Genomic DNA, 22034 nt, shown 5'->3' with positions numbered 1-22034 from the left:
GACAGGCCCCCGCAGACCACCAGCCCCCGCGCAACCGCCCCCGCCCTCACACCAGCCGACTCAGCGCCGCCCCCACCAACGTCCGCACCCCCGGCACCAGCGCCGCCAGGTCGGGCGCGAAGGCGGGACTGTGATTGCTGGGCACGCGCGCGAACTTCTCCATGAGCCCGTCGCCGGGCGCCGCCGCCCAGACGTCCGGCGGGGTCGTGGTGACGTACCAGTAGTCGTACGGCACACCGTCCGGGGCGAGCCGGGAGAAGTCCTCGCTGCCCATCAGCGGGCCGAAGTCGAAGACCGTGTCCGCGCCGAAGAGTTCGCGGTGGACGGCGGCGATCTCGGTGTCGAGGGCGGCGTCGTTCACGAGGACCGGATAGCCGGACCGGACGGTGACATCGGGTGGCGCGGGGCAGCCGGCCGCCGCGCACTCGCTCCGCACGATCCGCTCGATCGTGTCCAGGGCCCGCGCCCGTACGGCGCCGTCCTGGGTCCGCAGACTCAGTCCGAGCCGGGCCTCGGCGGGAATGATGTTGGATTTGGTCCCGGCGTGGAACTCCCCCACGGTCAGCACCACCGAGTCCCGCGCGGCGACCTCCCGGGCGACGACGGTCTGGAGCCGCGTGACGATGTACGCCGCCGTCACCACCGGGTCGACGGTGGACTCGGGGCGTGAACCGTGCCCGCCGACGCCGTGCACCACCACGTCGATGTCGTCGGCGGCGGACATGGTCAGTCCGGGGGTGTGCGGATAGCAGCCGACGACCCCGGGCGCGGCGTGCTGGGCGAACAGCACGTCGGGGCGGGGGAACCGGGTGTGCAGTCCGTCGGCCACCATGGCGCGCGCTCCGTCGCCGTCCTCCTCGGCGGGCTGGCCGACCACCAGCAGCGTGCCGGACCAGGTGTCCCGGGCGGCGGCCAGACACGCGGCGGCCGACGCGAGCCAGGTGACATGCAGATCGTGGCCGCAGGCGTGCATCACACCGTCGACGGTGGAGGCGTACGGCAGACCGGTCGCCTCGGTGACGGGCAGGGCGTCGAGGTCGGCGCGGAGCAGCACCACCGGTCCGTCGCCGTTGGCCAGTACGCCGACCACGCCGGTGCCGCCGACGTTCTCGGTGACCTGGAGACCGGCCGCCCGCAGCCGGTCGGTGAGCCGGGCGGCGGTGCGGTGCTCCTCGAAGGCCAGTTCGGGATGGCGGTGCAGATCGCGGTAGAAGTCCGCCAGCCGCGCGGGGTCGAGGCCGGAGGTGATGTCGTGTGTCAGTCCGGCGACGGAGGACGACTCGCTCATATCGCTCCCCACTCGTGTGTCTCGCGCGGTGGGCTACCGCTCGACCCCGGGCAGGTCCAGCACCCGCGCGATCGTGCGCAGCACTCCATTGTCGTTGTTGGACGGGGCCTGGTGGCGGGCCCGCGCCAGGATCTCGGGGTGGGCGTTGGCCATGGCGTACGACCACTCGGCGGTGTCCAGCATCTCCAGGTCGTTGAGGTAGTCGCCGAAGACCATGGTCTGCGCGGGGGTGATGCCCAGTTCACGCTGGAGGCGGCGGACGGCGGCGCCCTTGTCGGCGGTGCGGTTCATGACGTCGACCCAGTGCGCGCCGGACACCACCACCTGGTGGGTCGCCGCGAACGGCGTCAGGGCCGGGACGGTGGCCCGCTCCACGGCGCCGAAGTCGAACAGGGCCACCTTGAGGATGTCGTCGTCGACGGCGGTCACGTCCTGGACGATCCGGTGGCGCAGGTAGTACCGGCGCACCTCGGCGAGAAACGGTGCGTCGCCCCGTTCCACGTACGCCGCGTCCTTGCCGCAGACGACGGCGCCCACGTCGGCGCCGGACGCCGCCAGGTCCCGTACCGTCGCCACGAGGCGGGTCACGGCGGTCGGGTCCAGGGGGTCGGAGCTGAGTTCGACACCGTCGCGGACCACATAGGTGCCGTTCTCGGCGATGAAGGCCATGCCCTCGGCGGCCGGGGCGAACTCGTGGGCCAGGGTCGCGTACTGGCGTCCGCTGGCCGGGCTGAACAGCACCCCGCGCTCGCGCAGCAGGTCCAGGACCGTCCACAGCTGGTCCGGCAGGCGCTTGGCGTCGTCCAGCAGCGTGCCGTCCATGTCGGTGACGATCAGCCGGATGCCGGTGGACCGTCCCTCGTCCGGGGTGCGGGGGCGCAGCGGCGCGGGGGCGTGGGAGGAGGGGGACGAGGGGGACGAGGGGGGCATGGACCGCTTCCTGTGGAGGCGCCGGGGGCGACGGGACCGTCCGACAGTGGACTGGTGTTCGGTCGCCCAGCGTACCGGGCGGTTCCGTCCCGGCCGGGAGCGGCGAGACGCTCGTCGCATTCAGGGGACAGCCGATCTTGAGCCGTGCACAATGACGGCGACGACCGGCCGGGGGCGGCGGCCCCCCGGTGCGAGGAGGGCGGACGACGTGAGCGAGAGCGGCATCCCGGCCGGCAGATCCACGGGGCCGAGAACCCCGGTGGCGCACAGCGCGCGGGTCTGGAACTACTGGGCGGGCGGCCAGGACAACTACGAGGTGGACGAACGGGTCGGCGCGTCCGTCGCCGCGATGTTCCCGGTGATCCGTGAGGTGGCGCTCGCCAACCGGGCGTTCCTGGGCCGCGCGGTGGGCTTCCTGGCCGCCGAGCGGGGGACGCGCCAGTTCCTGGACATCGGCACGGGCCTGCCGGCGTCCGAGAACACCCATGAGATGGCCCAGCGCGTCGACCCCGGGGCACGGGTCGTGTACGTCGACAACGACCCGCTCGTCCTGATGTACGCCCGCGCGCTGCTGACCGGGACCGGTGAGGGCGCCACCGACTGTGTGGAGGCGGACGTGCGCGACCCGGACACGGTCATCGAGCGGGCCGCCACGACCCTGGACCTGTCCCGCCCGGTCGCGGTGCTGATGCTGGGCATCCTCAACTTCGTGCTGGACGGCGGCGAGGCGCGGGACATCGTGCGCCGGGTGATGGCGGCGGTGCCGTCCGGGAGCCATCTGGTGCTGACCCATCCGACCGACGAACCCGAGCTGGGCGGTGTGGGCCAGCGCGCGGCGATGACGTACTGGAACGCGCACGCGCGGCCCGCGATCACCGCCCGGGGGCGGGCCGAGATCGAGGGCCTGTTCGAGGGTCTTGAGCTGCTCGAACCGGGACTGGTGTCGTGTTCGGCGTGGCGCGCGGACGGCCAAGCTGCGCCCGTGGTACCGCAGTTGGCAGCGGTGGCCGTGAAGCCCTGACCCGCGGCGCCGCCGGACCGCGCACCACCCAGGAGGACGTATGACCACCCTTGCCGACCCCGTACCCGGCGGCCGACCCGGTGAGGCGGAACGGGCCGTGGCGCTGGCCGCGGAGCTGGCCGGACGCGGGGTGCACGGGATCGTGCTCGCCTATGTCGACACCGCCGGGGTGGCCCGGGTCAAGACGGTCCCGGTGGGCAAGCTGGCCGCGGCGGTGAGCTGGGGCGTCGGGATGTCCCCGGTGTTCGACACGTTCCTCGCGAATGACGCGATCGTCGCCACGGACGTCCTCGGCTCCCCGGACGGCGATCTGCGGCTGTTCCCGGATCTGGACCAGCTCACCGTGCTGGCCGCGCAGCCCGGCTGGGCCTGGGCGCCGGTGGACCGGATCACCCAGGACGGCGCGCCGCACCCGGGCTGTTCCCGCACCTTCCTGCGCCGGATGGTGACCGACGCCGGGGCCGGTCACGGGCTGGAGTTCCGGGCGGGCATCGAGATCGAGTGGGCGGTCGCCCGCGCGGACACCGCACCGGACGGCTTCGAACCGGCGTCGACGGCCCCCGCGTACAGCGCGATCCGGCAGATCGAGCTGAGCGACTACGCGGCCGAGCTGCTGGCGGCCTGCGCGGCGCAGGGGCTGGACGTGGACCAGTTCCACCCGGAGTACGCGGCGGGGCAGTTCGAGCTGTCGGTGGCCCCGCTGGACCCGGTCGCGGCGGCCGACCGCAGTGTCCTGGTCCGGCAGACGGTCCGGGCGGTGGCCCAGCGGCACGGGCTGCGGGTGTCCTTCGCCCCGGCGCTCCGCGGCCAGGGCGTCGGCAACGGCGGACATGTGCACCTCTCCGCCTGGCGCGACGGCGAGAACCTGCACTCCGGCGGCGACCGGCGGCACGGGATGACGGCCACCGCCGAGTCCTTCACGGCCGGTGTCCTCGCCCATCTGCCCGCGCTGACCGCGGTCACCGCGCCCTGCCCGGCGAGCTATCTGCGGCTACGGCCGTCCCAGTGGGCCGGGGTGTTCACCGCGTGGGGGCTGGAGACCCGGGAGGCGGGGCTGCGGGTGATCCGGGGCACCGCCGGGCAGCGCGGCCAGGCCGCCAACCTGGAGATCAAGCCGGTCGACCTGGCCGCCAACCCGTATCTCGCGCTGGGCTGCGCCCTCGCCGCCGGGCTCGACGGGGTCGGCGGCGAGGCCGTCCTGCCCGAGGAGATCACCGGCGACCCGGCCGGGTTCGACCCGGCCGACGCCGAGGCGCGGGGCGTGCGCCGGCTGCCGGTGTCGCTGGCCGAGGCGGTCGGCGAGTTCCGCGCGGACCCGGTCCTGCACAAGGCACTGGGCACGGTCCTCACGGACGCGGTGACGGCCGTACGGGAAGGGGAGATCATGGCGGTGGACGGGCTGGACGACGAACATGTGGCGGCGGCCTACCGCTGGAAGTACTGACATGACGGCCGTGCGCGAGGCGCTGGACGGGCTGGGCCTGGTGGACCACCACTGCCACGGGGTGGTCACCGCCGTTCTGACACGCCCGGACTACGAGGCACTGCTCACCGAGGGCGACCCCTGGCCCGGCGTGTCGCTGTTCGACACGCCGGTCGGCACCGCCGTACGGCGGCACTGCGCCCCGCTGCTCGACCTGCCCGCGCACACCGCGCCCGGCACCTATGTGCGGCGCCGGGCCGAACTGGGCGCGGCCGAGGTCAACAGGCGGTTCCTGGCCGCCGCGCGCACGGCCGTGTTCGCCGTCGACACCGGCTTCGGAGCCGACCGGCTGACCCCGCCGCAGGCACTCGCCACAGCGGCGGGCGGCGGGGCGACGGCGTACGAGGTGGTGCGGCTGGAGAGCGTCGCCGAACGGATCGCGGCGGACGGGGTGGAGCCGGACGCGTACGGCGACGCCTTCCGCGAGGCCGCGCGGACGGCGGTACGGCGGCCGGGGGTGGTGGCGGTGAAGTCGGTGGCGGCGTACCGCACCGGCTTCGCTCTGGACCCGGAACGGCCCGGTGCCGCCGAGGTGACGGCGGCGGCCCGGCGCTGGCTGGCGGACGGCGGCCCCCGGCTGGCGGACCCGGTGCTGGTCCGGCATCTGCTGTGGACCGCCGCCGACCTGGGGCTGCCCCTCCAGTTGCACACCGGGTTCGGGGACAGCGACCTGCGGCTGCACCACGCCGACCCCGCCCTGCTCACCGACTGGCTGCGGCGCACGGCGGGCGCGCTGCCCGTCCTGCTGCTGCACTGCTGGCCCTACCAGCGGCAGGCCGCCTATCTGACCGCCGTGTTCGAACATGTGTATCTCGACGTCGGCCTCACCCTGCACCATGTGGGCCCGGCGCGGGCGCGCGCGGTGCTGGAGGAGGCCCTGGAGATCACCCCGTACCGGAAACTGCTGTACAGCTCCGACGCCTATGGGCTCGCGGAGTTCTACCATCTCGGCGCGCTCGCCTTCCGGCGCGGGCTCGCCGAACTGCTCCAGGACCGCGTGGACACCGGCGAGCTGGCCCTGTCCGACGCGCTGCGGCTCGCCTCCTGGGCGGGCCGGGACAACGCACGCCGGATCTACCGGTTTTCCGACGACAACTGAAAGTATGATCTAGCAATGTCTGACATGACCGAGACCACGCCCGGCTGGCTCACCAGCGACGAGCTGGAACTCGCCCGCGCCCAGATGCCGATCCTGTACGTCGAGGCGGTTCCGGTGCGGGTCGACGACAGCGGTGAGGTCGTCAGCATCGGCCTGCTCCTGCGCATCGGCCCGGACGGCACGGTCAGCCGCACCCTGGTGTCCGGCCGGGTGCTGCTCCACGAGCGGGTGCGGGACGCCCTGCTGCGCCATCTGGAGAAGGACCTCGGCCCGGTGGCCCTGCCCCGGGTCCCGGCCTCCCTCCAGCCCTTCACAGTCGCCGAGTACTTCCCGACCCAGGGCATCACGCCGTACCACGACCCGCGCCAGCACGCCGTGTCGCTGGCCTATGTGGTCCCGGTCAGCGGCGACTGCCGACCCCGGCAGGACGCCCTCGACCTGGTGTGGTTCACCCCGCAGGAGGCGGCCTCGGAGGTCGTGCACAGCGAGATGCCGGGCGGCCACAGCGCCCTGCTCCGCCAGGCCCTGTCCCACGTCGGAGTCGCCCTCTGACCGACCCACCCAGGGTTACGTTGGTCCCGCGCGCAGTGACCGAAAACCGGCCACGGACCTCTGGGAGGCCGTCATGAGCATGAGCATCCGCAACCAGTTGCCCGGCACCGTCACCTCCGTCACGCCGGGCGAGGCGATGGCGACCGTCAAGGTGCGGCTCACGGGCGGCCAGGACCTGACCGCGGCGATCACCGCCGAGGCCGTCACCGATCTGGGGCTCGCCGCGGGCAGCGGGGTCCGCGCCTTGGTCAAGTCCACCGAGGTCGCCCTCGCCACCGGGCCCGTCCCCGGGCTGTCCATCCGCAATCAGCTGCCCGGCACGGTCCGGGAGGTCGCCGAGGGCGCGGCGATGGCGTCGGTGAAGGTGGCGGTGGCGGGCGGCGAACTCACCGCCGCGGTGACCAGGGACGCGGTGGAGGATCTGGGGCTGCGGTCGGGTAGCCCGGTGGTGGCGCTGATCAAGGCGACGGAGGTTTCGCTGGCGACGGGGTAGGGGGGCGGGCGGTTCGGGGCGGGGCGGTTCGCGGGGCGGGCGGTTCGGGGCGGGTGTTTTCGGCCGCTTCGAGGGGGTCCGGCGGGGTGGTTCTGGCCGGGTGAGCGGTGTGTTTCTGCCGCGCGCGCCGGGGGTTTCTGGCCGAGCGTGTCGAGCGAGGTGCCCGTGTCGGGCGCCGCGGATCCGGCGCGCATGTCCGGCGCCGCAGGTCCAGCGCGCATGTCCGGCCTTCACGTTCCCGCTTTGGTCGCCGGGCGTGTCGGGTCAGCCTCAGCGGCCCGCCCGTCGGGCTCAGCAGCCCGCTCGTCGGGCTCGGGGCAGACCCTCGCGGACTCAGGGCAGACCCCAGCGGACTCGGGTCAGACCCCAGCGGGCCCGGCGCAGATGCCATCGGGCTCGGGTCAGATCCCATCCGACTCGGTCAGACCCATCCCGCTCGGGTCGGCACCTCCTCGCGCTCGGACCGGCCCCCGTCGGGCGTGTCGGGTCAGGCGGGCGTGCAGCGCGGCCAGCACCTCCGCGCAGATGGTGAGCGCCGTCTCGGCCGGGGTGCGCGCGCCGATGTCCAGCCCGATCGGACCGTGCACCCGGGCGAGGAGTTCCTCGCTCACGCCGGTCTCCACCAGTGCGGCGGTGCGGCGGGCCTGGGTCGGCCGGGAGCCCAGCGCGCCGACATAGGGCACGCCGGTGGTCAGGGCCGTGCGCAGGGCGGGCACATCGAGGTCGGGTTCATGGCTGAGGACGATCAGACAGGCGGCGGCCGGGCGGGCGGCGATCAGTTCGGCGACCTCCCGCGCGGTGTGCGCCTCGGTGGCCCGCCAGTCCAGCAGCCCGGCCTGCGCGGTGAGGAGCGCGGCGAGTTCACCGCCCCCGGCGATGATCAGATGCGGGACGGCCGGGCAGGTCTCGATCAGGACGGGCCCGTCGTCGGCGGCGAGCGTGGCGCGCCCCGCGCGGTGCCGGGCGAGCAGGCGCCGGGCTTCCGCGGCGGCCGGGGTCGCGTCCCCGTCGTCCGCGGTCACCGGCTCGCTCACCGCGCGGGTGCGGTCCGCGTTCAGCCGGGTGACGAGGGCGGCGTCCGCGCCGTCGGCGAGCAGCCGCCACCAGCGCTCCGGTACGGCGCTCAGGGGCTGGAGCAGCAGTTCGGCCTGTCCGCCGCAGGTGAGCCCGGCCGCCGCGACCTGATCGCCGTGGACGACGACGGCGCAGACCCGCGCGGGGGCACCGTCCTCGCTGTCACCGTTTCCCAGCAGCGCGGCGGTCTCCGCCACCAGAAGGGCGTCGAACGCGCCCCGGTAGAGCGCCCCATAGGTGGCGCCCCGCGCGTCGACGAGGAGCGCGTCGGAGGGGCGGCGGGGTCCGAAGCCCCGTTCGGTCAGCGGCCGGGCGAGTACCGCGGGCCGTCCCTCGGTGGCCCAGCGCCGTGCCGTTTCGGCCAGCTCGCGCATGATCACGTACCTCTCGTCGCCGTAGTGCGGGCGGTTTCGACGGCGAGGATTCTAGTCCGCCGGAATATCGCCCGTTTCTATGCTGAAACGGTGGAACAGCGACAAGTGACGTGGTTCCCTGGAGGGACGGTTCGCCCAGGTCACCCGGGGTGTGAGCAAGATTCTCTGGACGACGTACAAAGCTCGAACAACTTCTTTTCTTGAACCCCTCGCGTTTGAGCGGATAGGTTGGGCGCCGTGACCGCAGCCCAGCCCCCGACCCCCGCCGAGGAGCTGCGCGGAACCGGCCCGATGGGCGGGCCGACCCGCGTCGCGCTCCCCGGCACCGTCCGGGGCACCGTTCCTCCAGGGTCCGGGGCACCATCCGCCCCGGTCTCCCGGGCTCGTGTCGGCCGGACCTCCGCACGCGCGCGAGCCGTCGAGGCCCACGCGCACCGGCCCGGCACCACCGTCGGTCGCGCGACCGACGAGGACCCCCCGCCCGCCGGATCGCGCGACCGCACGGCCCGCGCGGCGCGGCAGGCCACGGCCCTCGTCGTCGAGCAGTTCTTGTTGTCAGTTCCGCGTGTCAGTTCTTCTCTGTGCCGAGTCTTCTCTGTGCCGAGCAGTTGAGTTCTTGAGCAGTTTCTTGAGCAGTTCCTGAGCACCGATCAAGCAAGTTCGGAAGGATTCCCATGGCTGAGAACCCCGAGGCGAACGTTTCCGCGGCGGAGGGCGGCTGCCCTGTCGCACACGGGCGGGCCGCGCACCCCACCCAGGGCGGTGGCAACCGCCAGTGGTGGCCGGAGCGGCTCAATCTCAAGATCCTTGCCAAGAACCCCCCGGTGGCGAACCCGCTGGGCGGGGAGTTCGACTACGCGGCGGCGTTCCAGTCCCTGGACCTGGCGGCCGTGAAGCAGGACATCGCCGAGGTGCTGACCACGTCCCAGGACTGGTGGCCGGCCGACTTCGGCAACTACGGCCCGCTGATGATCCGGATGGCCTGGCACTCCGCCGGTACGTACCGGATCAGCGACGGCCGCGGTGGCGCGGGCGCCGGTCAGCAGCGGTTCGCGCCGCTGAACAGCTGGCCGGACAACGCGAGCCTGGACAAGGCGCGCCGCCTGCTGTGGCCGGTGAAGAAGAAGTACGGCCAGTCCCTCTCCTGGGCCGACCTGATGATCCTGACCGGCAATGTGGCCCTGGAGACGATGGGCTTTGAGACGTTCGGCTTCGGCGGTGGCCGCGCGGACGTCTGGGAGGCCGAGGAGGACGTCTACTGGGGCCCCGAGACCACCTGGCTCGGCGACGAGCGCTACACGGGCGACCGTGAGCTGGAGAACCCGCTGGGCGCGGTCCAGATGGGCCTGATCTACGTCAACCCGGAGGGCCCCAACGGCAACCCGGACCCGATCGCCGCCGCCCGTGACATCCGGGAGACGTTCCGCCGGATGGCGATGAACGACGAGGAGACCGTCGCGCTGATCGCCGGTGGCCACACCTTCGGCAAGACCCATGGTGCCGGTCCCGCCGACAACGTGGGCCCGGACCCGGAGGCCGCCCCGATCGAGCAGCTGGGCCTCGGCTGGAAGAGCGGCTACGGCACGGGCGTCGGCAAGGACGCCATCACCTCGGGCCTCGAGGTCACCTGGACCACCACCCCGACCCAGTGGAGCAACGGGTTCTTCACGAACCTCTTCGAGTACGAGTACGAGCTGTCGCAGAGCCCGGCGGGCGCCCACCAGTGGGTCGCCAAGGACGCCCCGGAGATCGTCCCGGACGCGTTCGACCCGGACAAGAAGCACCGCCCGACGATGCTCACCACGGACCTCTCGCTGCGCTTCGACCCGATCTACGAGCCGATCTCGCGCCGCTTCTACGAGAACCCGGCGGAGTTCGCGGACGCGTTCGCCCGCGCCTGGTTCAAGCTGACCCACCGTGACATGGGCCCGAAGTCCCTGTACCTCGGCCCGGAGGTCCCGGCGGAGACCCTGCTGTGGCAGGACCCGCTGCCCGCCGCCGAGGGCGCGACGATCGACGCCGCCGATGTGACGGCGCTCAAGGCGAAGATCCTCGACTCCGGTCTGAGCGTCTCGCAGCTGGTCGGCGCCGCCTGGGCGTCCGCGGCCACGTTCCGCGGCAGCGACAAGCGCGGTGGCGCCAACGGCGCCCGGGTCCGGCTGGAGCCGCAGCGCGGCTGGGAGGTCAACAACCCGGACGAGCTGGCGCAGGTCCTGCGGGTCCTGGAGGGCATCCAGGGCGAGTTCAACTCCGGCGCGAAGAAGGTCTCGCTGGCCGACCTGATCGTCCTCGGTGGTTCCGCCGCGGTGGAGAAGGCGGCCAAGGACGGCGGCGTCGAGGTCGAGGTGCCGTTCTCGCCGGGCCGGGTCGACGCGGGCGACGAGCACACGGACGCCGAGTCGTTCGCGGCGCTGGAGCCGTCCAACGACGGGTTCCGCAACTACCTCGGCAAGGGCAACCGGCTCCCGGCCGAGTACCTGCTGCTGGACCGGGCGAACCTGCTGACGCTGAGCGCCCCGGAGACCACCGTCCTCGTCGGCGGTCTGCGGGTGCTGGGCGCCAACCAGGGCGGCTCCAAGCACGGGGTGCTCACCGAGACGCCGGGCACGCTGACGAACGACTTCTTCGTCAACCTGCTCGACCTGGACACCACCTGGACGTCGGTGTCCGAGGACCAGACCACGTTCGAGGCTCGGGACGCCTCCGGCGCGGTCAAGTGGACCGGCACCCGTGCCGACCTGGTCTTCGGCTCCAACTCCGAGCTGCGCGCCCTCGCGGAGGTCTACGCGAGCGACGACGCGAAGGAGAAGTTCGTGACGGACTTCGTCGCGGCGTGGGCCAAGGTCATGGACCTGGACCGGTTCGACCTGCGCTAGTCGCGGGCGCCGCCGGGCGGATCTGATCGGGGCCGGTCCTTCGGGACCGGCCCCGATGCCGTCCGGGTCCGTCAGGGACTGTCAGGGACTGTCAGGGACAGAGACGCGCGCCGGTTGGCGGACGCGGGAACCATGGAGCCGGCCCGGGAGTTCTTCTCACAGACACCGGCACGGGAGGGCGCGAGGCATGATCATTTTCGGTACCAAGGGATACCTGTACCAGCTCGCGATCCTCACGCTGGTCTGCGGCCGGTGCGGCAACCCGGCGGCCCACACCCTGCGCAAGCGGGTCACCAAGTTCTCCCTCTTCTTCATCCCGCTGTTCCCGGTGTCGACCAAGTACGCGACGCAGTGCACGTTCTGCGGCGCGGAGGAGCGGGTGACGCAGGACCAGGCGGAGCGCCTCCAGTCCCAGTCCGCCGCGGGCCAGGGCCCGCACATATCCACCCACCCGTCGCAGCAGCAGTACCGCCCCTGAGCCCGGGGCCGGTCACCGCCGGTCGGGGTCACACGCCGCCGACTGCATCGAAGGATGCAGCGCCCATTCCTCCCCACGCAGGACGATCACGCCCCGGCCGCCCGGGACGCTGGTGTGATGACCGACAGCACGCGCGCGCCCCGGACCGGGACGACGCCCGTCACCAGCTCCGCCCCCACCCCCACGGCCCGGCTCCCCCTCCTCGACATCCTCAGAGGCGTGGCGATCCTCGGCACGCTGATGACCAACATCTGGATCTTCGCCGCCCCGGGCTCCGAGTGGGCGTTCCTCCAGGGCGTACCGATGGCGGACCCGTTCGACGAGCCGGTCGAGGCGGTGTTCCGCTTCCTGGCCGACGGCAAGTTCCTGGCGATGCTGACGCTCCTGTTCGGCGTCGGGCTGGCGATCCAGTACGACGGCGCGCGCCGCCGGGGCACGCCCTGGCCACGGGGCTACCGCCCTCGGGCCGTGCTCCTCTTCGCCGAGGGCACCCTCCATTTCGTCCTGGTCTTCGGCTTCGACGTACTGATGGGGTACGCACTCACCGCACTGCTGGCCGCCCGGCTGCTGATGCGGTCCGAGCGTCGCCGCCGACAGGTGATGTGGGTATCAGTAACCCTCCACACCACACTGATGACCCTCCTCACCCTGGCCCTGCTGACCGACCCGTCGGACGCCCCGACCGCCGTGTCCCCAGCGGTCACGGAGGTCTACGCGCAGGGAACCTGGTGGGACCAGATCGCCTTCCGGCTGGAGAACGCGGTGGCGCTGCGCATGGAGCCGGTGATCTCGTTCGGCCTGCTCCTCTTCCTGTTCCTGCTGGGCGTACGGCTGTACCGCGCGGGCGCGTTCTCGCCGACCGCTCACGGCCGGCTGCTGCGCGGACGGCTGGCCGCCTGGGGCCTGGGCATCGGACTGCCGCTCAACGCGGCCCTGTACCTGGGCGGCGAGGACCTGTTCTTCCTCGGCCGCTATGTGGCCGCACCGATCGTGGCCCTCGGCTACATCGGCCTGATCGGCACCTTGACCGACCGCGCCTGGCTACCGGCCACGCTGACCCGGCCCCTGACCTCGATCGGACGCACAGCCCTGACCAGCTACGTCCTCCAGAACACCCTGGCGATGCTGGCCTGCTACGGCCTCGGCCTGGGCCTGACCGAGCACTACGCGGACACCGGCCCGTGGTGGGTGATCACCCTATGGGCGGCGATCTGCACGGTACTCATCACCTTCGCATCACTATGGCTACGCCGATTCCCGCACGGGCCCCTGGAGGGAGTGCAGCGGCGGGCACTACGGCGATGGATGCCGGGCTCTGGCGGGGTGGTGGCGGGGTGAGACCGCTGAACTCCTCACCGGTGGTGGACTGGGCGGCTCCGGTCTCGGGCCGGGCCCTGTGCGGTCGGCGCACCGGCGCCGTGGGCCATGCCCTCCGACTCGTCGCCCGTCCGCAAGCCCAACCACAGACCCCCGGACACGACCGAGGGCCGGTTCCGGATGGCTCCGGTACCGGCCCTGATCTACGACTCTCACGAGTCGGGACGACAGGATTTGAACCTGCGACCCCTTGACCCCCAGTCAAGTGCGCTACCAAGCTGCGCCACGTCCCGATGCTGTCTGACCTGGGTTTTTCCCTGGCCGAACGCGCACAGAAACCATACCGCACTCCGCCGTGTGGTCGCGCACCCGTTTACTTGACCTGAACTTCGGTTGAGGTTGCAGGATCGTTCGTATGACGATGACGACGACCATCACGGAGCGGCGGCAGCGGCCGTCGTACGGCTACGCCGAGCTGCCCGTGCTGATGAGCCGGATGACCGGCGACGAGAAACACGGCCCCGCCGCCACCTCCACGCTGGATGTGCTGTGGGTGCTGTACGACCGGGTGCTGCGGGTCGGTCCGGAGCGGGCCGAGGACCCCGGGCGGGACCGGTTCCTGCTGTCCAAGGGGCACGGGCCGATGGCCTACTACGCGGTGCTCGCCGCCAAGGGGTTCGTGCCGGTGGAGTGGCTGGACGGCTTCGGCTCCTTCGACTCCCCGCTGGGCCACCACCCCGACCGCACGCTGGTGCCCGGTGTCGAGATCGGCAGCGGCTCGCTGGGGCACGGGCTGCCGATCGCCGTCGGCACCGCGCTGGGGCTACGCGCCCAGGGCCGGAGCGGTCCGGCCGTGTGGACCCTGATCGGCGACGCCGAGCTGGACGAGGGCAGCAATCACGAGGCCATCGCCTACGCCGGGCCCGCGGGTCTTGACCGGCTGCACACCGTGGTGGTCGACAACTCCTCCGCCACCCATGCCCGCCCCGGCGGTATCGCCGCCCGTTTCGAGGCGGCCGGGTGGTCCGCCCGGACCGTCGACGGCCGTGATCACCGCGCGCTGTACGACGCCTTCACCGCGCCGCACCCGGGACGACCGCACGTGGTCGTCGCCCGGGTCGAGTCCAAGGCGCCCTGACCTCCCCTCGCTGCTCCGTCCCTCCCCCCTTCGAAAGGTCCCTCCTCCCATGGACACCATGCGTGACCGGTTCGCCCCCACCATGACCCGGCTGCTCGACGAGAATCCGCGGGTCGCGGTGGTCCTCGCCGAGATCGGCGTCGCCGCGTTCGACGACGCCGCATGGCGTCGGCATCCCGACCGGCTGATCAACGTCGGCATCCGGGAACAGCTCCTCATCGGCGCCGGAGCGGGGCTGGCGCTCACCGGTATGCGGCCGGTGATCCACACGTTCGCCAGTTTCCTGGTGGAGCGGCCCTTCGAGCAGGTCAAGCTGGACCTCGGCCATCAGGGGGTCGGCGCGGTGCTGGTGAGCGCCGCCGCGTCCTTCGACTGGCCCGCGGGCGGCTACACCCACATGGCACCGGGCGATGTCGCCGTCCTGGACACCCTGGACGGCTGGACCGTCCATGTGCCGGGCCATCCGGACGAGGCCGAGACCCTGCTGCGGCACGCGGTCGCCGCGGGCGACGACAAGGTGTACGTCCGGCTGTCGGTCCAGTCGAACGCCGCGCCGCTTCCGGTCGACGGCGCCCGCTTCCACACCGTCCGCGAGGGCCGCTCCGGAGTGGTCCTCGCCGTCGGGCCCACCCTGGACGCCACGCTCGCGGCGACCGAGGGTCTCGATGTCACGGTCCTGTACGGCACGACCGTTCGGCCCTTCGACTCCGCCGCCCTGCGGGCCGCCACCGAGCGGGCCGGGACGGATGTCGTCCTGGTCGAGCCGTATCTCGCGGGCACCTCCACCGGCTTCGCGAACGACGCCCTGTCCGATGTGCCGCACCGGGTGCTGGGGCTGGGTGTCGGCCGTCGTGAGCTGCGGCGCTACGGCACGGTGGAGGAGCATGTCGTGGCGCACGGGCTGGACGCCGGGTCGCTGCGGGAACGGATCAGCCGCTTTCTGGCGGGGGCGCGGGTGCCGTCCGGCGTCTGATGCGGACGGGGATCATGCGGGAGCCGCCCAGTCGCAGCGCCCGGTACGCGCCGCGCGGGGTCCGCGCCCAGTCGCCCTGTCGCGCCGTGCGGCACGGCCTGGCGGCGCGTCCACACGCCGCCCACGCCCCCGCTCACTTCGTCCGGCAGTCCCGCTCGCCCTCCGCTTCAGCGGGCGCGTCCGTGGGTCTCCGTCTGCCGCCCGTGCCCACCGGCGCCGCGTCCACCCGTTCCAGGTCGCGCACGGCCGGGATCGCCAGCAGGGCGACGACCACGAGCACGCTGGTCACGGCCGCCACCATGAGGACGCCTCCGGCGCCGAGGCCCGCGGCGGCCGGGCCCGCGAGAGCCTGGCCGACCGGCATCATGGCGAGGGAGCCCGCCACGTCATAGGCGTGGATACGGTTCAGGACGTCCGGCTTGACCTGGGTCTGGACGCTGGTCGCCCACATCACGCCCCAGAACGCGGCCCCGGCCCCGGCCACCGCCGCGCCCGCCGCCATGGCGGGGACGTCCATGCCGAGCCCGACCGTCGCCGGGAACCCGGCGAAGCCGAGCAGGCTGATCGCGCCCGCGCGCAACATGCGCCGGGGTCTGATCCGCAGGGCGAGCAGTCCGCCCACCACCGTCCCGGCGCCGAGCGCGGAGTTGACCAGGCCGTACGCCCCGGCGCCGTGCTCACCGACCACCTCGGTGGCCACCAGGGGGGTGGTGGGGCCCACGACGGCGATCATGTACAAGCACCAGACGAGGATCACTCCCCATAGCCAGGTGCGCGAACGGAACTCGCGCCAGCCCTCCACCAGGTCGGCCGTGAACGTCGATGCGCGCGCCGCCCCGGGCACCGCGCGGCCGGTGGCATGGGTCAGCGGCGGCAGCCTGAGCAGCAGCAGACACAGGGCGCTGATCGCGTACGTGGCCGCGTGGGCGATGAACACGCCGCCGGGGTCCGTGAGCCCGACCAGTACGCCCGCGGCGGCCGGTCCCGCCAACTGGGCCCCGGACTCGGCGATGCGTATGGCGCCGTTGGCGCCCTGGACGTCACTCGCCAGGCGCGGGACCGTGCTGGCCACGCCGGGCTGGAAGACCGCGCTCGCCACGCCGTTCACCACGCCGATGACGCAGATCTCCCAGAGCACGACCCGCCCGGAGAAGAACAGCACCGCCGTCAGGGCCTGGGTGACCAGCCGCACCAGGTCGGCGCCGATCATCAGCCCCCGGGTGCCGAACCGGTCGGCGATCACCCCGCCGAAGACGACGAGTCCGGCGAAGGAGGCCGCCGTCGACGCCATCGCGAGGCCCACCGCGCCCACGCCGTACCCGTGCTGGAGGAGTCCGGCGGCGAGGGCCACCGGGAGCATGGTGTCCCCGAGGCGGGCGACCGCGCGGGCGACGAAGAACAGCCCGAAGTCCCGTGACCAGACCCGCGGCGCAGCCGTGAGGCCGTCCCACGCCCCACGCTTCGCCGCTGCCGCGTCCGGCGGGCCCTCCCCCGCCGGTCGCGCCGGTTTCCCGGACATCCCCCCGCCCCCTCCCCGCCCCTACGCCGCCACCCCTGTCCTTCGGATCATGCCACGCGCCACTGACAACGCACCCGGCCCTGTCATCCGCCGGTCGACGTCCCCAACCTGGGGTGGGCCTTGAGCAGTCGGGGCGGCGCGGCCTGGCGCCAGGAGTCGGCGAGGATGTCCCGCAGCTCCGTCTCGTCCTCCAGTGCGGAGAGCCGGGCCCGTACCCACGCGAACTGCGCCTCGTGCCCGGCGATCCAGAACTTCTCCGGCTCGGCGAGGACCAGTTCGGCGCGCTCCTCCTTGGGGCAGCGCACGGCGATCGAGGTCTCGTCCTCGGGCAGCGTGGCGAACATCTTCCCCGCCACCCGGAACGTGGGCATGCTCCACGCGATCTTCTCCGTGGTGTCCGGCAGGGACAGGGCGATTCGGCGTACGTCTTCGGCATCCGGCATGCCAGGCACGCTATCCGCCGCCACTGACAATCACCTGGTGGGCGCCTTCTCCCGGGGCGCTCCGTCGGACGCGGTCCCCACCCGCTTGAAGTAGAGCGAGGTCGGCCGCAGCACTCCGCCGGGGTCGGCGGCGTAGTCCGGGATCGTGCCGATCCGGGTCCAGCCCGCCGCCGTGTACAGCCGTTCCGCCCCGCTGTCCGTCTCGGTGTCGAGGTGGAGGAGGGTGATGCCGGACTCCGCGGCGGTCTCCTCGGCAGCGGCGAGCAGCCGCCGCCCGAGTCCCCGGCCGCGGGCGTCACGGTGCACCATCAGCTTGACCAGTTCCGCGCGGTGCCCGCTGTTGGGCTTGTCGGCGAAGGCGAGGGCGACCGTCCCGACGGGCCGACCGTCCTGTACGGCGGCCCACATGGCCAGCCGTCCCTCGCGCAGGCCGTCCGCCCGCGTCCGCCACCAGGCGAGCGCCTCGGCGTGGTCGAGGGGCGCCAGGAAGCCGACGGAGGCGCCGTCGTCGACGGTGTCCACGAGCAGGTCCGCCAAGCCCTCCGCCAGGGCGGCCAGTCGGACGGGGTCCATACGCAGGATCTTCATGGCAGCACCACCGCCAGCAGGTACCGCACGTCCCCGGGCCCGGGGCAGTGGAACCGGGTGGCCCCCCACACCCGCAGCCGCAGACAGTCCCCGCGCTCCAGCCGCTGCCCGGCCGTGTCGCCCTCGGTGACCTCCAAGGCGCCCTCCAGGACCCAGATGTGCTGTTCGAGGCCGGGTACGGGCGGGCGGTCGTAGGCGATGTCGGCGCCCGCGGTGAGCCGCGCCTCGACCAGTTCGCCGCGCAGTCCCGGATGCGGCGGGGACACGGAGCGCCGTACGAAGCCGGAGGCGCGGTCCTCCCAGCGGGGCTGGTCGGCGGCGCGAAGCAGGGCGGCGGGTTCGCCCTCGACCTCGCCCAGGAGACGGGACATGGTCCGGCCGTAGACATGGCACAGCCGGTTGAGGGTGGCGGCGGTGGGGCTGATCTCGCCGCGTTCGGCCCGCGAGAGCGTGGACCGGCTCACCCCGGTGCGCTCCGCCAGCTCGTCCAGGGACCAGCCCTGCTCGGCACGCAGCTCGGCGAGGCGGGCGGCCAGCCGGACATCCACGGGATCGTCTCTCATGTTCGAGAGGATACTCGACCTTGTCCCATATATGAGATGAGACTCTTGTCTCACATGTGGACGACTGCCCCACCGGCGTCTCAGATATGGGTGAAGGCGGTCCGTATGTCGCTCATACCGGCGCCATCTCCCCCAGCGCCGCCAGTACCGGGCGGATCAGCGGGTGCTCCTCCGCGCCCCGGCGTACGGCGGCGAAGACACGCCGGGTCGGTGCCACGCCGTCGACCGGGCGGACCACCACGCCGGTCAGGTCCATGCCGCGCAGGGCGGAGCGCGGCACCAGGGCGACGCCCACGGCGGCCGAGGCGAGGGCGACGACCGCGCGGAAGTCGTCCGAGGAGTGTTCGAGGCGAGGCTGGAAGCCCGCGTTCTCGCAGGCGAGGACGACCACGTCATGGCAGGGGTTGCCTGGGTAGGGGCCGATCCACGGGTCCTTGGCCAGCTCCGCCAGCGGCACCCGGTCCGCGCCCGCGAGCCGGTGCGCGTCCGGCACCACCGCGTCGAACGGCTCCGCGTACAGCGGGACCGGGGTCAGCCGGGGGTCGTCGGCGGGCGGCGCGCCCCGGTACTCGACGGCCACCGCCACATCGATCTGCCGGTCGAGGACCATCGGCAGACTGGCGTCCCCCTCGGCGTCCTGGACGCGGATGCGGATGCCGGGCGCGGTGGCGGCGAGCCGGGCCACGGCCGGGGCGACGACCAGCGCGATGCCGGTGGCGAAGGAGGCGACCGTCACGGTGCCCGCCGCGCCCGAGCTGTAGGCGGCGAGTTCCGCCTCGGCCCGCTCCAGCTGGGCGAGGACGGCGTTGGTGTGGCCGAGGAGGATCTCCCCGGCCGGGGTCAGCCGTACGCCCTTGGCGCCGCGCTCCACCAGGCGGTGGCCGGTCTCCTGCTCCAGGGCGGAGAGCTGCTGGGAGACCGCCGAGGGGGTGAGGTAGAGCGCCGCGGCGGCTGCGGTGACCGTGCGGTGGTCGGCCACCGCACGCAGGATGTGGAGCCGCCGTGCCTCGATCATGTGCCCCATTATCCCCGGGCGGCGGGTGGGGTCGTCGCTGGTCAGCCCTCCAGTTCCGCCCGCGCCCCCTCGAACGCCGCCACCGCCCGCTCCACGTCCTCGGTGCTGTGCGCGGCGGAGAGCTGGACGCGGATACGTGCCTGGCCCTGGGGGACGACGGGGTAGGAGAAGCCGATGACGTACACGCCGCGCTCCAGGAGGAGTTCGGCCATCCGGCCCGCCTTCGCGGCGTCGCCGATCATGACGGGCGCGATGGCGTGGTCGCCGGGCAGCACGTCGAAGCCCGCCTCGGTCATCCGGCTCCGGAACAGCGCGGTGTTCGCGGCGAGCCGCTCCCTCAGGTCCCCGGCCGACTCCAGCAGGTCGAGGACGGTGAGGGAGGCCGCGGCGATGACCGGGGCGAGGGTGTTGGAGAACAGGTAGGGGCGGGAGCGCTGGCGCAGCAGGGCGACGATCTCCGCGCGGGCGGCGACATAGCCGCCGGAGGCGCCGCCCAGGGCCTTGCCCAGGGTGCCGGTGATGATGTCGACCCGGTCCATGACGCCGTGGAGCTCGGGCGTGCCGCGTCCACCGGGGCCGACGAAGCCGACGGCGTGCGAGTCGTCGACCATGACCATGGCGCCGTAGCGGTCGGCCAGGTCGCAGATGTCGGCGAGCGGGGCGACATAGCCGTCCATGGAGAACACGCCGTCGGTGACGATCAGCGTGCGGCGTGCGCCGCCCGTAGCCGCCTCCTTGAGCTGCGCCTCCAGGTCCGCCATGTCCCGGTTGGCGTAGCGGAAGCGGCGGGCCTTGGAGAGCCGGATGCCGTCGATGATGGAGGCGTGGTTGAGGGCGTCGGAGATCACCGCGTCCTCGGCGCCGAGCAGGGTCTCGAAGACCCCACCGTTGGCGTCGAAGCAGGAGGAGTACAGGACCGTGTCCTCCTGACCGAGGAAAGCGGAGAGCCGGGCCTCCAGTTCCTTGTGGACCTCCTGGGTGCCGCAGATGAAGCGGACGGAGGCCATGCCGTAGCCCCAGCGGTCCAGCGCCCGGTGGGCGGCGGCGACGACGTCGGGGTGGTCGGCGAGACCGAGGTAGTTGTTGGCGCAGAAGTTGAGGACCTCGCCGGGGAGGCCGCCGGAGGTGACCGTGACGGTCGCGGACTGGGGGCTGCCGAGGACCCGCTCGGGCTTGTGCAGTCCGGCGGCGCTGATCTCGTCGAGGGTGGTGCGCAGTTCGTCGCGTACGGAGTCGAACATCGAGGGCTCCTAGGGCTGGGCTGGGGGCGGAAGGGGGGCGGTGGCGCTATGCGGTCCAGTCCAGGATGACCTTGCCGCCCCGGCCGCTCGCCGCGTCCGCGAAGGCGGCCTCGTGGTCGCGGTAGCCGTAGCGGCCGGTGATCACGGGGGTGAGGTCGAGGCCGCCTTCGAGCAGGACGGACATGGCGTACCACGTCTCGAACATCTCGCGGCCGTAGATGCCCTTGATGGTGATCATGGAGGTGACGATCCTGGCCCAGTCGACCGGGAACTCCTCGCTGGGCAGGCCCAGCATGGCGATCCGGCCGCCGTGGGTGAGGTTGGCGAGCATGTCGCGCAGCGCCTCGGGGCGGCCGGACATCTCCAGGCCGATGTCGAAGCCCTCGCGCAGCCCGAGCGCCCGCTGGCCCTCGGCGATGGGTTCCCGGGAGACGTCGAGCGCGAGGCTCACCCCGATCTTCCGGGCGAGTTCGAGCCGTTCCTCGCTGACATCAGTGATCATCACGTGCCGGGCGCCCGCGTGCCGGGCCACGGCGGCGGCCATCAGCCCGATCGGTCCGGCGCCGGTGATCAGTACGTCCTCGCCGACCAGCGGGAACGTCAGCGCGGTGTGCACGGCGTTGCCGAACGGGTCGAAGATGGCGGCCACATCGAGGTCGACGGGGACCCGGTGCACCCAGACGTTTGCGGCGGGCAGGGCCACATACTCGGCGAAGGCCCCGTCGCGGCCGACGCCGAGTCCGACGGTGGCTCGGCACAGATGGCGGCGTCCGGCCTGGCAGTTGCGGCACTTGCCGCACACCAGATGCCCCTCGCCGCTCACCCGGTCGCCGACCGCGATGTCGGTGACGTCCCGGCCGGTGGCGACGACCTCGCCGACGAACTCGTGTCCGACGACCAGCGGGGTACGGATCGTCTGCCGGGCCCAGCCGTCCCAGGACCGGATGTGCAGATCGGTGCCGCAGATGCCGGTGCGCAGCACCTTGATGAGGACATCGCCGGGTCCGACGGCCGGTTCGGGCACGTCCGCGAGCCACAGACCGGGCTCGGCCTTCTCCTTGACCAGCGCCTTCACGCAACGGCTCCAGGGGTTTCGGGTCCCGGGCCCGGACATGCGCAAGCGCCCCGGACCGGGGGAGGAACGGGTTCGCGAAGAAATCTGCCCCACCAGGCCCCCTCGGTCCATCGAGGATTTCTTAACCGGTGCCCCAGCTTTCCTACAGACCCCGGCGGCCGTACGGAATCCAGGGCACCGGGCGCCGCGCGGAGGGCCCGGTGGCCCGGACCCGGGATTGGGCCGATCGGCCGCAGACCCGCCGCCCACGGCCGGCATACGCGACGCCGGTACGGCAGGACACGCCGGTGCGGCACCCTGTCGGCATCCGCCACGCCGGTGCGGCACCCCGTATCGACATCCGCCACACCGGTACGGCCCCCCTGTCGGCATCCGCCACGCCGGTACAGCACCCCGTGTCGACATCCGCCACTCCGATACGGCACCCCCACCGACGTCCGCCACGCCGATACGGCACCCAGCCCACTCCCGCGTGCGCGCCCCCGCGCGGGCTG

General features: G+C 72.8%; 20 protein-coding genes and 1 tRNA gene. 10 read left to right on the top strand and 11 right to left on the bottom strand.

The features are described from left to right. Positions 1 to 46 precede the first annotated feature (46 nt). Both AB0D49_RS06080 and AB0D49_RS06075 read right to left on the bottom strand, forming a co-directional pair. Positions 47 to 1288 carry an amidohydrolase gene (locus AB0D49_RS06080; RefSeq protein ID WP_362751443.1) on the bottom strand — a complete coding sequence of 414 codons (1242 nt, stop codon included), beginning with the start codon at positions 1286 to 1288 and terminating at the stop codon, positions 47 to 49. Between the two features lie 33 nt (positions 1289 to 1321). Then, positions 1322 to 2218: a Cof-type HAD-IIB family hydrolase gene (locus tag AB0D49_RS06075; RefSeq protein ID WP_362751440.1), complete on the bottom strand. Its 897-nt coding sequence runs from the start codon at positions 2216 to 2218 to the stop codon at positions 1322 to 1324. Positions 2219 to 2426: 208 nt separating this feature from the next. On the opposite strand from AB0D49_RS06075, the gene AB0D49_RS06070 reads away from it, so the two are divergent. From AB0D49_RS06070 to AB0D49_RS06050, 5 genes are all read left to right on the top strand, one after another. Beyond that, positions 2427 to 3239, top strand: a complete 813-nt coding sequence (locus AB0D49_RS06070) for an SAM-dependent methyltransferase (protein ID WP_362751436.1) — start codon at positions 2427 to 2429, stop codon at positions 3237 to 3239. 40 nt (positions 3240 to 3279) lie between these two features. Continuing rightward, a complete protein-coding gene (locus tag AB0D49_RS06065; RefSeq protein WP_362751433.1) occupies positions 3280 to 4683 on the top strand; it encodes a glutamine synthetase family protein in 1404 nt (467 codons plus the stop codon). Position 4684: 1 nt separating this feature from the next. Continuing rightward, positions 4685 to 5821: an amidohydrolase family protein gene (locus AB0D49_RS06060; protein WP_362751430.1), complete on the top strand. Its 1137-nt coding sequence runs from the start codon at positions 4685 to 4687 to the stop codon at positions 5819 to 5821. 24 nt (positions 5822 to 5845) lie between these two features. Continuing rightward, a complete protein-coding gene (locus AB0D49_RS06055) occupies positions 5846 to 6373 on the top strand; it encodes an NUDIX hydrolase family protein (protein WP_362752102.1) in 528 nt (175 codons plus the stop codon). Positions 6374 to 6446: 73 nt separating this feature from the next. Next, entirely contained in the window at positions 6447 to 6866 is a 420-nt protein-coding gene (locus tag AB0D49_RS06050; RefSeq protein ID WP_362751427.1) for a TOBE domain-containing protein, read from the top strand. Positions 6867 to 7267: 401 nt separating this feature from the next. Here the strand turns inward: AB0D49_RS06050 and AB0D49_RS06045 are convergent, their stop codons facing one another. Next, the gene (locus AB0D49_RS06045) at positions 7268 to 8314 is read right to left on the bottom strand and encodes an XdhC family protein (protein ID WP_362751424.1); all 1047 of its coding nucleotides are present in this window, start codon (positions 8312 to 8314) and stop codon (positions 7268 to 7270) included. A 674-nt stretch (positions 8315 to 8988) separates the two neighbouring features. Between AB0D49_RS06045 and katG the strand changes: the two genes are divergently transcribed. The 3 genes from katG (at position 8989) to AB0D49_RS06030 (ending at position 13006) form a co-directional block, all read left to right on the top strand. Next, entirely contained in the window at positions 8989 to 11190 is a 2202-nt protein-coding gene (katG, locus tag AB0D49_RS06040) for a catalase/peroxidase HPI (RefSeq protein WP_362751421.1), read from the top strand. Positions 11191 to 11377: 187 nt separating this feature from the next. Then, positions 11378 to 11668, top strand: a complete 291-nt coding sequence (locus AB0D49_RS06035) for a zinc-ribbon domain-containing protein (RefSeq protein WP_362751418.1) — start codon at positions 11378 to 11380, stop codon at positions 11666 to 11668. 117 nt (positions 11669 to 11785) lie between these two features. Continuing rightward, positions 11786 to 13006, top strand: coding sequence for a DUF418 domain-containing protein (locus AB0D49_RS06030; RefSeq protein WP_362751415.1), 1221 nt, complete (start codon positions 11786 to 11788; stop codon positions 13004 to 13006). Between the two features lie 198 nt (positions 13007 to 13204). Here AB0D49_RS06030 and AB0D49_RS06025 read toward each other — a convergent pair. After that, positions 13205 to 13278 (bottom strand) — tRNA-Pro (locus tag AB0D49_RS06025). A gap of 128 nt (positions 13279 to 13406) precedes the next feature. Here AB0D49_RS06025 and AB0D49_RS06020 point away from each other — a divergent pair. Both AB0D49_RS06020 and AB0D49_RS06015 read left to right on the top strand, forming a co-directional pair. After that, on the top strand, positions 13407 to 14123 hold the full coding sequence (locus AB0D49_RS06020) for a transketolase (protein WP_362752099.1): 717 nt from the start codon (positions 13407 to 13409) through the stop codon (positions 14121 to 14123). 49 nt (positions 14124 to 14172) lie between these two features. After that, positions 14173 to 15096: a transketolase gene (locus AB0D49_RS06015; protein ID WP_362751412.1), complete on the top strand. Its 924-nt coding sequence runs from the start codon at positions 14173 to 14175 to the stop codon at positions 15094 to 15096. A 133-nt stretch (positions 15097 to 15229) separates the two neighbouring features. On the opposite strand, the gene AB0D49_RS06010 is transcribed toward AB0D49_RS06015, so the two are convergent. The 7 genes from AB0D49_RS06010 to tdh all read right to left on the bottom strand — a co-directional run bounded on the left by AB0D49_RS06010 (position 15230) and on the right by tdh (position 21540). Then, a complete protein-coding gene (locus AB0D49_RS06010; RefSeq protein ID WP_362751409.1) occupies positions 15230 to 16615 on the bottom strand; it encodes an MFS transporter in 1386 nt (461 codons plus the stop codon). A gap of 83 nt (positions 16616 to 16698) precedes the next feature. Then, positions 16699 to 17058: an MmcQ/YjbR family DNA-binding protein gene (locus AB0D49_RS06005; RefSeq protein WP_362751406.1), complete on the bottom strand. Its 360-nt coding sequence runs from the start codon at positions 17056 to 17058 to the stop codon at positions 16699 to 16701. 30 nt (positions 17059 to 17088) lie between these two features. After that, positions 17089 to 17646, bottom strand: coding sequence for a GNAT family N-acetyltransferase (locus AB0D49_RS06000; protein ID WP_362751403.1), 558 nt, complete (start codon positions 17644 to 17646; stop codon positions 17089 to 17091). Further along, entirely contained in the window at positions 17643 to 18209 is a 567-nt protein-coding gene (locus AB0D49_RS05995; protein WP_362751401.1) for an XRE family transcriptional regulator, read from the bottom strand. The genes AB0D49_RS06000 and AB0D49_RS05995 overlap by 4 nt, the downstream gene beginning before the upstream one ends. 112 nt (positions 18210 to 18321) lie before the next feature. After that, positions 18322 to 19224: a LysR family transcriptional regulator gene (locus AB0D49_RS05990; protein WP_362751398.1), complete on the bottom strand. Its 903-nt coding sequence runs from the start codon at positions 19222 to 19224 to the stop codon at positions 18322 to 18324. Between the two features lie 41 nt (positions 19225 to 19265). Continuing rightward, positions 19266 to 20465 carry a glycine C-acetyltransferase gene (locus AB0D49_RS05985; RefSeq protein ID WP_362751395.1) on the bottom strand — a complete coding sequence of 400 codons (1200 nt, stop codon included), beginning with the start codon at positions 20463 to 20465 and terminating at the stop codon, positions 19266 to 19268. A 46-nt stretch (positions 20466 to 20511) separates the two neighbouring features. Further along, positions 20512 to 21540, bottom strand: a complete 1029-nt coding sequence (tdh, locus tag AB0D49_RS05980) for an L-threonine 3-dehydrogenase (protein WP_362751392.1) — start codon at positions 21538 to 21540, stop codon at positions 20512 to 20514. Between the last annotated feature and the right edge of the window lie 494 nt (positions 21541 to 22034).

The organism is Streptomyces sp. NPDC048290 (assembly GCF_040652095.1).
Classification (GTDB): Bacteria; Actinomycetota; Actinomycetes; order Streptomycetales; family Streptomycetaceae; genus Streptomyces.
The sequence above is the reverse complement of the archived record's forward strand: the minus strand, read 5'-3'. Positions and strand labels throughout refer to the sequence as shown.

Excerpts from the sequence above, each read along its gene's own strand:
- AB0D49_RS06080 (WP_362751443.1), bottom strand. The coding sequence starts at position 1,288 with ATGAGCGAGTCGTCCTCCGTCGCCGGACTGACACACGACATCACCTCC.
- AB0D49_RS06075 (WP_362751440.1), bottom strand. The coding sequence starts at position 2,218 with ATGCCCCCCTCGTCCCCCTCGTCCCCCTCCTCCCACGCCCCCGCGCCG.
- AB0D49_RS06065 (WP_362751433.1), top strand. The coding sequence starts at position 3,280 with ATGACCACCCTTGCCGACCCCGTACCCGGCGGCCGACCCGGTGAGGCG.
- AB0D49_RS06060 (WP_362751430.1), top strand. The coding sequence starts at position 4,685 with ATGACGGCCGTGCGCGAGGCGCTGGACGGGCTGGGCCTGGTGGACCAC.
- AB0D49_RS06055 (WP_362752102.1), top strand. The coding sequence starts at position 5,846 with ATGACCGAGACCACGCCCGGCTGGCTCACCAGCGACGAGCTGGAACTC.
- AB0D49_RS06050 (WP_362751427.1), top strand. The coding sequence starts at position 6,447 with ATGAGCATGAGCATCCGCAACCAGTTGCCCGGCACCGTCACCTCCGTC.
- AB0D49_RS06045 (WP_362751424.1), bottom strand. The coding sequence starts at position 8,314 with ATGCGCGAGCTGGCCGAAACGGCACGGCGCTGGGCCACCGAGGGACGG.
- katG (WP_362751421.1), top strand. The coding sequence starts at position 8,989 with ATGGCTGAGAACCCCGAGGCGAACGTTTCCGCGGCGGAGGGCGGCTGC.
- AB0D49_RS06035 (WP_362751418.1), top strand. The coding sequence starts at position 11,378 with ATGATCATTTTCGGTACCAAGGGATACCTGTACCAGCTCGCGATCCTC.
- AB0D49_RS06030 (WP_362751415.1), top strand. The coding sequence starts at position 11,786 with ATGACCGACAGCACGCGCGCGCCCCGGACCGGGACGACGCCCGTCACC.
- AB0D49_RS06020 (WP_362752099.1), top strand. The coding sequence starts at position 13,407 with ATGACGACGACCATCACGGAGCGGCGGCAGCGGCCGTCGTACGGCTAC.
- AB0D49_RS06015 (WP_362751412.1), top strand. The coding sequence starts at position 14,173 with ATGGACACCATGCGTGACCGGTTCGCCCCCACCATGACCCGGCTGCTC.
- AB0D49_RS06010 (WP_362751409.1), bottom strand. The coding sequence starts at position 16,615 with ATGTCCGGGAAACCGGCGCGACCGGCGGGGGAGGGCCCGCCGGACGCG.
- AB0D49_RS06005 (WP_362751406.1), bottom strand. The coding sequence starts at position 17,058 with ATGCCGGATGCCGAAGACGTACGCCGAATCGCCCTGTCCCTGCCGGAC.
- AB0D49_RS06000 (WP_362751403.1), bottom strand. The coding sequence starts at position 17,646 with ATGAAGATCCTGCGTATGGACCCCGTCCGACTGGCCGCCCTGGCGGAG.
- AB0D49_RS05995 (WP_362751401.1), bottom strand. The coding sequence starts at position 18,209 with ATGAGAGACGATCCCGTGGATGTCCGGCTGGCCGCCCGCCTCGCCGAG.
- AB0D49_RS05990 (WP_362751398.1), bottom strand. The coding sequence starts at position 19,224 with ATGATCGAGGCACGGCGGCTCCACATCCTGCGTGCGGTGGCCGACCAC.
- AB0D49_RS05985 (WP_362751395.1), bottom strand. The coding sequence starts at position 20,465 with ATGTTCGACTCCGTACGCGACGAACTGCGCACCACCCTCGACGAGATC.